Origin of the sequence: Jilunia laotingensis, assembly GCF_014385165.1 — a bacterium.
Taxonomy (GTDB): domain Bacteria; phylum Bacteroidota; class Bacteroidia; order Bacteroidales; family Bacteroidaceae; genus Bacteroides; species Bacteroides laotingensis.
Genome location: NZ_JACRTF010000001.1, coordinates 3,248,248 through 3,262,505 on the forward strand (window position 1 = coordinate 3,248,248; position 14,258 = coordinate 3,262,505).

6 protein-coding genes and 1 pseudogene are annotated in these 14,258 nt (G+C 42.1%); 2 read left to right on the forward strand and 5 right to left on the reverse strand.

What is annotated here, in order from left to right; all coding sequences use genetic code 11:
- Positions 1–106: 106 nt before the first annotated feature.
- Together H8744_RS12390 and H8744_RS12395 are read left to right on the forward strand one after the other, a co-directional pair.
- On the forward strand, positions 107–3,235 hold the full coding sequence (locus H8744_RS12390; protein ID WP_262435128.1) for a SusC/RagA family TonB-linked outer membrane protein: 3,129 nt from the start codon (positions 107–109) through the stop codon (positions 3,233–3,235).
- 10 nt (positions 3,236–3,245) lie between these two features.
- Positions 3,246–4,715 carry a RagB/SusD family nutrient uptake outer membrane protein gene (locus H8744_RS12395; RefSeq protein ID WP_439649359.1) on the forward strand — a complete coding sequence of 490 codons (1,470 nt, stop codon included), beginning with the start codon at positions 3,246–3,248 and terminating at the stop codon, positions 4,713–4,715.
- Positions 4,716–4,794: 79 nt separating this feature from the next.
- Here H8744_RS12395 and H8744_RS12400 read toward each other — a convergent pair whose 3' ends face one another.
- The 5 genes and pseudogenes from H8744_RS12400 to H8744_RS12415 form a co-directional block, all read right to left on the reverse strand.
- Positions 4,795–6,561 (reverse strand): helix-turn-helix domain-containing protein, encoded by a 1,767-nt coding sequence (locus H8744_RS12400; protein WP_262435130.1) that lies wholly within the window; start codon positions 6,559–6,561, stop codon positions 4,795–4,797.
- 114 nt (positions 6,562–6,675) lie between these two features.
- Positions 6,676–9,048, reverse strand: a complete 2,373-nt coding sequence (locus H8744_RS12405) for a T9SS type A sorting domain-containing protein (protein ID WP_262435131.1) — start codon at positions 9,046–9,048, stop codon at positions 6,676–6,678.
- Positions 9,049–9,748: 700 nt separating this feature from the next.
- Positions 9,749–11,725, reverse strand: coding sequence for an Omp28-related outer membrane protein (locus H8744_RS12410; protein ID WP_262435132.1), 1,977 nt, complete (start codon positions 11,723–11,725; stop codon positions 9,749–9,751).
- A gap of 265 nt (positions 11,726–11,990) precedes the next feature.
- Positions 11,991–12,110 (reverse strand): annotated as a pseudogene (locus H8744_RS18910) (LytR/AlgR family response regulator transcription factor); the annotation flags it as partial.
- A gap of 152 nt (positions 12,111–12,262) precedes the next feature.
- Complete coding sequence (locus H8744_RS12415; protein ID WP_262435133.1) at positions 12,263–14,257, reverse strand: Omp28-related outer membrane protein; 1,995 nt, start codon at positions 14,255–14,257, stop codon at positions 12,263–12,265.
- Position 14,258: the final 1 nt, after the last annotated feature.

Here is a 14,258-nt window from a genome sequence, read left to right on the forward strand (position 1 = left end):
CCATAAATCCCAATAATCTTCTAAGAATTGTTTCTTTTCTTAAACAAAATCTCATAATCTAATGTTTTATTCAATCATGCATATAAAATATAAACTACATGTAATTATGAGAATCAATCTGCGTTTATTAGTCGCGTTTCTTTTTGTAACCCTTGCAGTCTCTATACAAGCGGCTGTGCAGCAGGAGAAGCGCATAACGGGTACAGTGGTCTCTGAAGGAGAGCCATTACCCGGAGTTTCTGTTCAGGTAAAAGGTCATTCCACCGGAACGATCACCGATATTGATGGGAAATATTCTATTTCGGCTCCAGCGGATGGAGTGCTGATTTTTCGTTTTGTCGGATTGAGAAGTGCGGAAGAACACATTAACGGACGAAACACAATCAATGTTACGATGGAATCGGATAGCAAGCAACTGGATGAAGTCATGGTTGTTGCCTACGCTACCGCCAAAAAATATAGTTTTACCGGAGCTGCTTCTACCGTAAAGGGAGACGAAATAGCCAAATTGCAAACATCCAGCGTATCCCGTGCCCTTGAAGGTACGGTTTCGGGTGTGCAAGCCAGTGCGGCCAGTGGGCAACCCGGTACGGATGCTGAAATCCGTATCCGTGGTATCGGTTCTATCAATGCTTCCAGCGCACCGCTTTATGTGGTGGACGGTGTACCTTTCGATGGGAGTGTGAACTCTATCAATCCGGACGATATTGCTTCGATGACCGTGTTGAAAGATGCGGCTTCCGCTGCCCTTTATGGTTCACGTGGTGCTAATGGTGTAATTATTATTACGACCAAACAGGGACAGACCGATTCGAAAGCGACTGTTAATGTAAAGGCATCGTTCGGTGGATCGAACCGTGCGGTGCGGGACTACGATCGTATCGGAACAAACGATTATTTCCAATTGTATTGGGAGGCTTTACGCAACCAATATGCGAAGGATACGGAACATTATACACCTGCCACGGCTGCTTCTCAGGCGTCAAAAGACTTGGTGACCAAATTGATGGGAGCCGGACCTAATCCTTATGGGACGAATTATCCGCAACCGGTCGGAACAGATGGGAAATTGGTGGCGGGAGCAGAGCCTCTTTGGGATTTTGACTGGAGTGACGCTATGGAGCAACAGGCTTTGCGTACTGAACTCAACCTGAATGTGTCAGGAGGCGGTCAAAAGAACCAATATTTCTTTTCTGCCGGTTACCTGAACGATAAAGGTATTGCGCTTGAATCCGGTTATCAACGGTTTAATCTCCGTTCTAACATAACCAGTGAGATGACATCCTGGCTAAAAGGTGGAGTTAATATGAGTTTTGCCCATTCCATGCAGAATTATCCGTTATCATCAGATTCGAATACCAGTAATGTGATAAACGCAGGGCGCACCATGCCCGGGTTTTATCCTATTTATGAGGTGAATCCCGACGGTTCATTCAAGACTGACGAAAACGGAGATCGTATTCCTGATTTCGGGCCGTATCGTCCTTCCGGTTCCATGTCTAACTGGAACCTTCCTGCAACACTCCCTCTCGACAAATCGGAGCGTATGAAAGATGAGTTTTCAGGTCGTACCTTTTTGGAAGTTACGTTTATGCCCGGATTGAAATTTAAGACGAGTTTCAACTTCGATCTTATCAACTACAATTCTCTCGACTTTACCAATTCTTTGATAGGTCCGTCGGTGGTTACGGGAGGCGGTTCAAGCCGTGTCAACAACCGGACTTTCTCGTGGACATGGAATAATATAGCTACGTATGATAAGACGATCGGTGAACATCACTTTAATATACTTGCAGGCCAGGAGGCTTATTCGTATAGATATGACCAACTCACAGCTTCACGTTCGAAGATGGCTCAGCCCGATATGCCTGAACTGGTTGTCGGTTCTCAACTTACGGGTGGTTCCGGTTATCGGATCGATTATGCATTGGTAGGATATTTCACACAACTTTTGTATGATTTTCAGGATAAATACTTCTTTTCCGCTTCTTACCGTCGTGACGGTTCCTCCCGTTTCTCTCCGGAAACGCGTTGGGGTAACTTTTGGTCGGTGGGTGCATCATGGCGTATAGACCGGGAAGATTTTATGATTTCCACTTCCGATTGGTTGTCTGCATTGACTCTGAAAGCTAGTTATGGCGCACAGGGTAATGATAACTTGGGAACCTATTATGCGAGTAAAGGACTTTATGCCATCGTTTCCAATTTGGGAGAAAATGCATTGGTTTCCGATCGTATTGCTACTCCGAAACTGAAATGGGAAACTAATCTTAACTTCAATGTCGGTATTGATTTCTCTCTATGGAACAATCGGGTTTCCGGTTCGTTCGATTTCTTCCAGCGCCGTTCCAAAGATTTGCTGTACTCTCGTCCTATCGCCCCTTCTATGGGATATAAATCGATAGACGAGAATGTGGGGGCATTGAGAAATACAGGTGTTGAGCTGACATTGAACGGAACAGTTATAAATACCAATGGATTTGTCTGGAAACTGGGACTTAACCTGACCCATTATAAGAATGAAGTTACCGAATTGCCTCTGAAAGATATGCCTCCTTCCGGAGTAAATAAGTTGCAGGTAGGCCGTTCCGTATACGATTTCTATACAAAAGAATGGGCAGGCGTCGATCCGGAAAATGGCGATCCGCTATGGTATAAAGACATTCTCGATGATAATAATAACGTGGTAGGGCGTGGAACGACCAATGTGTATAAAGAAGCCTCCGATTATTATGTCAACAAGTCTTCTTTGCCTAAGATTTATGGTGGATTCAATACCGCTTTCTCTTATAAAGGATTCGATCTGTCGGCTGTATTTGCTTATAGCATAGGTGGATATATCATGAACCGGGATATTACGATGATCTTACATAACGGTAGTGCCGAAGGACGTTCGTGGTCAAAAGAAATTCTGGATCGTTGGACTCCGGAGAATCGTTATACTGATGTTCCGGCTTTGGGTACGACAACGAATAACTGGACATCTTATTCAACGCGATTCCTTCAGAATAATTCTTATATGAGATTAAAGAACCTGACTTTGTCATATACGCTTCCGAAACAGCTTATCAGCCGAATCTCACTGAGTAATGTACAGGTGTTTGTACAAAGTGACAACCTGTTCACTGTCCACCGGAATCAAGGTCTCGATCCTGAACAAGGTATTACAGGTCTGACTTATTATCGCTACCCGGCTATGAGAACCTTTTCTGGCGGAGTAAATGTAACGTTTTAAATGAAAAATTATGATTATGAAGAATATATTTCCTTTTGTCATTTCCTTGCTTCTCCTGACAGGATGTAGCAGTGACTTTCTTGATAAGGAACCTACTGACTCGGTTAGTTCCGATGAGGTAGGAGTACCCGGTAACGCTGAACGGCTGTTCAATGGAGCATGGTACAATCTTTTTGAATATGGCACTACCTATGCCAATATCGGATACCGTGCCCTCCAATGTTTGGACGATATGATGGCGAGCGATGTAGTATCCCGTCCTGCTTATGGATTTAACTCCTCCTACCAGTTCAATGATGTGTCTATACCGAATAATAGCCGTGCTTCATTTGCATGGTATCTTTTGTACAAGACCATCGATAACTGTAACGCGGCTATTGCCATCAAGGGTGATACGGAGGAATTGCATCAAGCTCAGGGGCATGCTCTTGTTTTACGGGCTTTCTGCTATTTGCATTTGGCAGAGCATTATCAGTTTACGTATTTGAAAGATCCTGAAGCACCGTGCGTACCTATCTATACGGAACCTACTACAGGAGAAACCGCCCCGAAAGGTAAATCTACCGTTGCCCAGGTTTACAAATTGATTTTCGATGATTTGAACCTCGCCCAACAGTATTTGAAAGATTATGTTCGCAAAGGAGATGGTCAGAAATACAAACCCGATACCAATGTCGTTAACGGACTTTTGGCCCGTGCCTATTTGCTGACCGGTCAGTGGGAAGAAGCTGCCAAAGCCGCCACCGCAGCCCGTCAGGGATATTCTTTGATGACAACCACGGCAGAATATGAGGGCTTTAATAATATCTCCAATCAGGAATGGATATGGGGGCATCCGCAACTCGTTTCCCAGTCAGATGCTTCTTATAACTTCTATTATCTGGATGCTACCTATGTAGGTGCCTACAGTAGTTTTATGGCCGATCCGCATTTCAAGGATAAATTTTCCGAAGGAGATATCCGGTTACCACTTTTCCAGTGGATGCGTGAAGGATATATGGGCTATAAAAAGTTTCATATGCGCGCAGACGATACCGCTGATATCGTACTGATGAGAGCTTCCGAGATGCTTTTGATCGAAGCTGAAGCACTTGCTCGTGAAGGTTTCCCGGAGAAAGCGGTAATTCCTTTGAACGAATTGCGTCATGCCCGTGGCTTGGGTGATTATGATTTGACAGGCAAATCGCAGGAGGATGTCATTAATGAGATCTTGATGGAACGTCGTCGTGAGCTTTGGGGCGAAGGTTTCGCTATCGGTGATATTCTGCGTACTCAAGGATCGGTGGAACGTGAAGCTCTTTCTACTGAAGTGCAAGAACAGGAAGTTGATGCATGGCAGGAAGGCGGAGGGTTTGCAAAACGCAATCCGTTAGGTCACTGGTTCCTTGTATTTCCTGATGGAAAGCCTTTCACACCGAATAGCATTAATTATCTATATGCCATTCCGAAAGATGAGACGGATGCGAATCCCAATATATAGTGTCTTTTCATATTGGTGATTCTTTTATTTATTGGACAAAGGGAGTGTGTGATCGACATGACACACGCTCATCCTTTTTTTAGCCTGTATCGGAAAGGTCGGTATTTACTTTTGTGTGGTTATGTTCTTCCTTTATCATTTGCAGGAACATGGCAGGTGTAAGTCCTACAATACTTTTAAAAGCGATACCAAAGGTTACATGTGATCGATATCCCACTTTTTCGGCAATCGTTTTGATGGTATATTTACTACAAGTATTTATGTCGGACATTAGTTTTCTTGCTTCGCGTATGCGATACTCATTAAGAAATGAACTGAAGTTCTTTTTATAGGTTTCATTGATCACCTGCGATACATATCGATGATTTGAGTGGACCAACGAAGCTAACTTTTCCAATGAGAAGTCTGTTTTGCAATACTCATGGGTGGTTTCCATTATTTGATTGATGGCTTCGATCAATGCTTGTTTCCGTGTATCGTCCAATTTGCTTGAATAACTTTTCGAGGTGAGTATTTCAGTAGTTGAGGAAGGTGCATCCTTGGACGGGAACGGTTGAGCTTCTTTTTGGTGATAGCTCTCTAATACTTGTTCCACCGCATTCAATTTTTCCTCAAACTCCATGCGTAGGTTCTTGTTGTATTTTCCCATATCGACCAGCTCACGGTTGACGTTGAATATCTTTTGGTAAGCTACGGAGAGATGTTTCTTCTGTAGATAAGCAATAATCAGAAAAATGCCAGCGATAACGGAAATACCCATGACGAACAGGAGCATCTTCTGTTGATGCCGGATTTCAGTTTCTTTCTTGGCTTTTTCCCGGTTCAATTGTGAAATCTCTTTTTCTACCTGACCTATTTCGAGCAAATACTGGGTATTCTTTACCCGGTGAAACTCCCTGACATTGAAGATGGAGTCGGAGAGTGACAGAAATTTACTTTTATACAGTAAGGCTTGTTGAGAGTCGCCTGACATTTCATGTAGGATCGAATATACACGATAATTTTCTACTTGTGTACCCACCAGATTATGCTCTTTGGCCATTTTTTGGCATTTATTCAAATAATAGAGGGTCGAGTCCTTTTGGTTCATATTCAGATAGGCATGGTACAATTGCGAATAGGAGGCCGATTCGTATCTGGGCTCTAAGTGAAAATTTCGAGCTATGTCGGCTGCTCTTTGGAAAGGTGCGATAGCATCCCTGTATTTCTTTTCATTGATCAGGACAAGTCCCCAGGTTAACTGGTTCATGTATGTTCTCACAGGGTCATCTGCTGAAATCTTCTTTTGCATCTGGAAATAGTATTCCCTGGTTTTTTCTGCATTGCCTAATTTGCTATAGGCGCCTACCAGATTGGTCAACAAGCTATATTCACATCGGTTATCAGGATATTCTGCACACCATTTATAACCTGATTCGTAGCAACTGATTCCTTTTTCATAATCTTGGAAAGTACAATAGATATTGCCCATATTCAGGTAAAATTCCCGAATCAAGCTCTGGTCCTTACAGCATTCGCATATTTTCAATCCCCGTATGAAGAAATCCAATGCATTGGTATAGTTTCCCTGGTAATAGTAGATCTTACCAATCCGGATACAACTTAAGACAGCGTATTGTTTGGATTGTTCATCGGCATTCTCTTTGTTACGGTTGTATAAAATGGAATAGAGGACGATGGTCGTATCATTTGCTTGCCATTCCTGAATGCGATTGATATGTTTGTAAAGTTCTTCGGATGAAGCCTCTTCCCACTGTTCGCGTAACTGGCTGTACATCGTTTTGTTCTGCCCGCAAAGAGATATGGAACTAACCAGAAGAATTACTAAAATAGCCAGTTTTCTCATATGAAGGAGGATGATTAATTGACGAATGCCAGAAGCCGGATTGCTTCTGGCATTTACATAAGATTACGTGTTACGAGAAATTATTTGTATAATAGAAAAGCGTTGTCTTTTCAATTAATGAGCTACTTCAATCTTAAAGGTTTTGTGTACGCCTTCTGCTGCAACATCAAGGATATAAAACCCTGAATTTACATCACTCAGGTTCATGACATTGTTGATGGAAGAAGTTCTCATTTCTTTGACGACTCTACCTTGCAGATCGAGCAGACGAACTTGGGTATCTATATTATCGAACGGGAAGTCGATATGCAATTCAGTAGATACCGGATTCGGATAAACGGCAGCTTTGCATTGGTCTAAGGCGGCAGATTCTATGCCCACTCCGCTCTTGAGGTCAATGACATAACCGTATTTACCCATTCCCTTCATACACCATCCTGCAATGTAACGTCCGTTAGGTGACATGTCATAAACACTGCATAAATAATATTCGCCCAAATCATATTTTAATGTTTCAGTTACATAAGTATTCAGGTTTTCAAAGCCTTTTTCTTTTGTCCAGATCCACGGACTTGTACCGCCACCTGCCCAGCCAACTACAACAGTGGCATCGTTGTTCATATCTGATACTGTGCCATCCAGTGATTCCGTTTCATCCAAAATAATGACACCGGTTTCTTTGCTCCATATCCACGGGCTTCCTGTTGCATACCAATTACCGCTACCAGTACCACCAATCCACTTACCGTCAGAAGATACGGCATTGCAATATCCTAACAGATTGTCTGTCAGTTCTTCCTTCCATGGCATATGTGTGCCATTTACATCATCTGTCACATAGCTGAAGTCAAAATCATCTTCTGTTTTATTCGGATCTTTGAACATTAATGACTGATCATAGCCGCCTGTCTCGTTTTTACGCCATACGGATGCAAACCAGGGACCAAACATATCTTGCCAACCCACAACCACACTTCCGTCATAACTGGTTTTGTAAGCCATGGTATTGCGATTTATATCGTCAAACTTACTACCTAAGTCTATAATACCGGATTCATTCCAAGCTGCTGCATGTGAGTGGATTGCACTTGCATCGTTATATTTTTTATATGCATAAACATTACCAACTGTTACTTTTCCGTCTCCAGAAATGCTATAAGCGCTGGAAGCTGTTTCGCCCGACAAATAACCAAGACTCTCTAATGGAGTCCACTCATCTGCCTCAACGTCATAAATTCCCGCAGCATAGCCAGACACATTGTTTACTTTTCCTTGACGGTAGAAAGTACCATGTGCCCCACTTATATTAATTTCAGTGTCAGAAGCTATTGCAGCATATAAACCGGTTTCATCTCCCTCTTCTACTACAATTTTCTTCCAGTTTTTTCCCATATCGGTGGTTTCATAAACACTCCCCTTACTGCCTACAATGGTAACTGTATTATCGACATAACAAAGGTCATTCCAATCCACGATCGGACCTGGCTCCGTTTTTGTCCAATTTTTGCCTCCGTCTGTTGTTACATAAACATACTTGAGACCAAGAGCCATACCATTGTCTTCGTCTATGAATTTTATTCGGTGCAAAGTCATACCTTCGGTATATAGATCTTTCCAAGTAAGTCCATTATCCGTGGAAGTTTGGATGTGCCCATTTCTGGTCACCATATAAAATGCATCTGCAAAATGACTGATATGTACTGGACAACCAGCTACACCAGTTGCCTCTTGAAAAGTATCTCCTGAATCGTTAGTCACCCATACAGCGTATCCGCCATCTTTGTATTCCAAGCCAATTGCTCCGTATAGTGCAGCGTTTCCACCTGCTTGAGGAATAAAATCAATGCTCCAATAAGTTTTCACCTCTTTGGTGTTTCCCTCAGGATGAGGATCGAAAACAGCGCATGTGCCATTTGACTTAACTGTGTAAATAGCACCATTATGACCTCCGACAAGACCTTGTGCCCAATTAAGCCATCCCATCGCTTCAAAGCCGCCGGTAAATGGTGTTCCTCCATTTTCCTGACTACTGGTTGCAAATACTCTCCAAGTCTTTCCTTTATTCATAGATCTAAGGATTGCTCCTGTCTGTCCGTTCGTACTACTACCTATGGCATACATCTCGCTGGCTGGTTGATAAATCCCATTGAACGTGAGATCATAATCATTCATAACATTTTTTTCCCATGCTGAAGATACTGCAATTTCATTACTTGGCATAGTAGAAGCGATGCGTTTCCCATCATCAGAAAACTGTGCTACACCGCCAACATTATTTCCAGCAGATATGCCACCGATTTCTGTCATTTCTTGTGCGACCGGGTCCCACAAGTATTGAGAAGTATTCTGATCTTTATGACCTACAACAATTCCTTCATTGTTTACTCCCGTTGGGAAGAATTGTATCTCAGAGAAAGTTACCTGTGCAGATAACATACTTGCGGAAAATATTCCGACTAAAGTGAGAAGAGAGTGTTTTTGTTTCATAATTTGATAAACTTAAAGATTTGACAATTTTTTCGTTGCAATTTTAGGCGATTTAGATGGGAAAAACAAGTGCAATAAAGTCAGATTCATGAATTTGATTAAGCTCATAGCTATCTGGCGGACTCTAAAAAAAGGATTCATGAATTTGTGTTATATTCTGTTTAGCTTTTAAAAGATAGTTGTATATCGCTTTGCCCTGTTCACATTGTAGTGGCATGAAACTTGTCGTGAAAATAACTAAAAGGGCAGGTGCTTTCATATTGGGAAGGATGGTTTGATGGATTAGAAGCCAAATGCCAGGTTGGAATATGTCAATAAATTTTAGTTTTCGACATTTGTGTTGTAATATCAAGTGTTTGGAGGTAAATGACTGATAGCCAATATAAAAAATACCCGAATTCTACCTCGGTGATCAACGACCTCTTCCTCGGTGATGAACTGCCTCTTCATCGGTGAGGAAAGGGGTGTTCATCGGTGAGGTCGGATGCCTTCAGTCGGAGGGTGGATTTATGTAGTAAAATTTCTATAGAAAAGGACTTTGAAACTTGATAGCGTAAAGGTAAGTGTATGTGGAAAGTTCATCCTGAATGTGGGAAATATTGAAAGAGAAGATAACCTTATAAAAATAGGAGTATCTCAAAATCACTTTGAAATACTCCTCAAGCATGTAATTAGAGAATCCCTTTAACAATCAAAAAAACTAATCGACTATTGTCTTAAGCACTACCACTTGTTTATTGGTTTGTACTTTTACGAGGTAGATGCCACTTACGAGATTGCTGTTTTCTACCTCTACACCTTGCATATTATAGACACTAAAAGTTTTGTAATCACCTGCTACATTTATCGTTCCGTTGGCAACATCGATCCGCAACCCGTCAAAGGCATTTGTCTCGATGGCCGTTGTATTCCCTCCCAATTTGACTTGGGCTGCATTCATTGAATAGTGATAATAACGACTATCGTAATCTTCGTCTGTCAGGAAAGCAACGATATTCATATTGTCTGCTTCCCAATCGGAATCTATGGTTGTTTTGAATTCAGCTGTATATACATCACCGTTCCAAGTAACTTCTTTTCCCCAGATATCACCGAGAATGGCACGTAGCACATGGTCGTGGGTATAATTCTGTCCTCCTCCGGATTGATTGCTAACCAAACCGTCTTCGGTCAGGAATACGTTGACACGTGGCTGTTTCATGGCTTTATCGAACAGTTCCGCATTGATTTTGCGTCCTGAAACTTTGACAGTCAGTTCCCGGGTGTCTTTATCGTAGTCGGAAGCTATGCGGATGGATGCAAATGCAGGAAGGGCGCTTTGGGCAAAAGTGATACTTTTATTCACTTCAATAGCTCCCTGTTTGGGATTGGTGTAACCGAGACCGAATGCAACGGCATAAACATCTTGAATATAAGCGCGGTCGGCAGTAGCATAAGGGGCACCGTATACTCCGAACTCATACAAGTATTCGTTGCTTTCGTTCATGGTGTATATATCTTCACCATAACCTACATGATGTGCTACCAACACTTTATTACAATCTTCAGGAAGAGCTTCAATCACCTTATGTCCGTAAGGGCAATTCGGACATTTTGCAGTAGTATACATTTCTACTAAAGATGTTTTGACAGTGTCCTGTTCAAAAATGCAAATATCTTCAGTGTCCAATTCATCGTTTCCTGCATATCCGTCGGTATTGCTACCTTTATTCATGTTGGATGCTTTCAGGTGGATTTTTACGGAAGGAACATTGGTAGGGATGTCAACAGATGCCCTTAGTACGGCTCCTCTGAATTGACTAAGTCCTCCTTTGATTTCCATGGGTGATGTGGCGGATTCGATACCTTCACCCGAGATGGTCATATCAAAGCTTGTGATCGGCTTTGTTCCGGCATTGAAAATATAGCCGTTGATGCCTACGGTAGCTTTATCGCTTCCGGGTTCACGTCTGATAAAAGAAATATCTCCGTGAAAGTTGGATACGGAAAGGTCGTATTCAGCGTGCTTATCGCTGGCGATGGCACTTTGCATACCTAATACGGCTACCACATTTTGACCGAAAGCTGTAGTATAATCTACCCAGTTTTTCCCTCCGTTGTCCGAAATCAGGACGGTGTTTTTAAGCAATGTTCCGTTAGTACTTATAGTAAGAGGATTGTATTTCTTATCATCGGCATTAATCTTCTTTTGAGTAATGGTATAGCCTATATAGTAACCTTTTTCTTTAATAGTATACGCTTTGTCGGCTGGCAACTCAACTTCGATCCATTCATTTTCGGGTAAATCCTCTGCGGCAATTTCCTGTGAGAATACAGGTTCTTCAGTGAGTCTTTCACGTAGCCAGAGGGTCATTGCCTTGGGCTTGCTTCCGATAAATGCCCGTATTTTTGTCACCTTGTCACCTACATATTTGCCGACTATCATATTGTCGAGGTAGGTCGCTATGTCATAGGTGTCTACCGTCAATCTAAAGACGTTGGTGGGTTCTAAGCAATAGCCTACATACATTTCGTTTGCAGCCAATGCTTTGGCTTCAACGGTGGTTGATGCTGCATGGAGGGGCATCAGGGTCGTCTCCATCACGCTTGTTGGCTCAGGTGTGCTTATCAAAGGCTTTTGTGCCATAGCTCCGGTCATTGTGCAAAGAACGAGAGCTGTCAGGTAGATTTTCTTCATGTTCCTAATAGTTTAATTTGGTATTAATATGAATTTATCTGGATTATATCTCGGTTTACGAACTTCGAACGTATAATTGCGGGGCCTTTTGCGGGGGATTTACCGTTTTGCCGATGTAAGTTTAGGGCTTTTGTGATTCTTATGCAAATTGATATTGCTTAGATTCATGAATTTGGTGAGATTGGGATCATCACGGGGGATGGATTCAACAAATTCCGGAATTTTGGTTTGTCAAAGATAAGATTTGTGTCTAAGAGAAATCCGTTTATGACTTCTTGACCAGCCTGTTTACAAGTTCTTCAAAGAAAGCTTCCCGGTAACTATTTCCGATGGCTATCTCATAGGACTGGATGAAGACGTCGTTGTTATCGGACGAGGTTATATTTGCTCTAAGTGCAACCGTCATTCATCGCAAATGCTACCGTCATTCTTTCTGCGTGTTATGGTTTCTTTATTTCCAATAAACGAAAAGGGCATGTCATCACGACATACCCTTACCTTGTATTCATTGAAAGGTTTCTTCATTTTCGAAAAGGATTAATCAACTATGGTTTTATGTACTGCTGTTTTACTACCCGTTTGCACTTTTACAAGATAGATGCCTTTGGTAAGATTACTATTTTCGATTTGTATTCCTTGCATATTGTAAACGTGGTAAGTGTCGTAATCACCGGTTACATGAATGGTTCCATTCACAGCTTCAATCGACAAGTCTGCTAGGATACTGTTTTCAATGGATGTTAGATCTCCTTTCAGATCGATTTGAGTGGCATTCATTGCATGGTGATAATAACGGCTATCGTAATCTTCGTCTGTCAGGAAAGCAACGATGTTCATATTATCTGGATTCCAGTCGGCACTGACTGTGGCTTTGAATTCGACTGTATAATTATCGCCATTCCAGGTAATTTCATTTCCCCAGATGTCGCCTAGGATGGCGCGCAACACATGGTCATGTGTATAGAGTCCCATTGCTCCGGATTGTTTGGCCTTTAAACCGTCTTCAGTCAGGAATACATTGACATGAGGTAGTTTTACAGCCTTGTCAAATAGTTCTGCATTGACCTTACGACCATAAACTTTCACTGTCAGTTCACGACTGTTTTCGTCATAAGTGGATGATGCGGCAATAGAGGCGAATGCCGGAAGGACATTTTGTGTGAAAGTAATATATTTGTTTACTTGTATAGCTCCCTGACTCGGATTGGTGTAACCGAGGCTGAATGAAGAATTCTTTTCATCCGCAATAAAAGTACGGTCGGCACTTCCGGTTGGAGCGCCGGTTACACCGAATTCGTACATATAATTATAACTCTCGTCCATGGTGAATTCATCCGTATAATAGCCTACATGATGGGCTACCAACACTTTATTGCAACTTTTTGGAAGGGCGTTGATTACTTTATGACCATAGGGGCAATTCGGACACTGTGTAGTGGTATACATTTCCACCAGAGAGGTCTTTACTGTATCTGTTTCGTAAAAAACAATGTCTTCCGTACTTGTTTTATCATTTCCGGCATATCCGTCAACATTATCACCGTTATTTAAATTGGACGTTTGCACGTCTATTTTTATTGATGGCATATTGTTGGGAACGTCGATGGAGTAGCGGAATGAAGTTCCTTTGAACATGGGGATTCCTGTGCCTGCTTTAAGCGGTATGGTCACAGGCTCGATTCCTTCAGCGGAAACGGTAAGGTCAAAGTTGGTAATAGGCTTTTTTCCGGCATTGAAAATATATCCATTGAAGTCTATAGTTGCTTTATCATTTTCGGGGTTACGTTTGATAAAGGCAAAATCCCCTTGGAAATAGTTTAGGGAAAGATCGTAATCCATATGTTTATCGCTGGCAATAGCCGTTTGGGCAGCTGCCGCAGCTATGATTTTATTACTTGGATAGTAAGTATAAGTATAATCTGCCCAGCTTTTACCTCCGTCCTCTGATATTAATAAGGTGTTTTTAGGCAATACTCCATCCGGGGCGATGGCAATGGGGTAGTAAGTGTCATCATTGTTGCTTACTTTCTGTTCCGTCATGGTATAGCCTACATAGTACCCGCTTTCTTTAATAGTATAAACTTTATCGGCAGGAAGTTCAACTTCGATCCAGCCTTCTTCGGGTAAATCGGTTTCTGGTATTTCCTGCGAGAAGATAGGTGCATCATTGAGCTTTTCACGTAACCAAATGGTCAATGCTTTTGGTTTACTGCTAACGGCAACCCGTAGTTTGGTTACTTTATCGCCAACATATTTCCCGATGATCATCTTGTCGAAATAAGTGGCAATGTCATAAGGCTTCACTGTACCTAACCTTAAGAAAGGAGAAGCATTTTGGCAATAACTGACATACATTTCATTGGCTGCTAATGCTTTCGCCTTACTGGCCGGTACGGATTCCATCATCGGACGGATGGAGGAGGTAGTTTTCATGGTTGCCGGCTGTTTGGATGAGCTTATCCAAGACGTTTGAGCGAATATACCGGACGTTGCAAATAATAAGCTAAATGCTGTTAGGTAAATCTTCTTCATA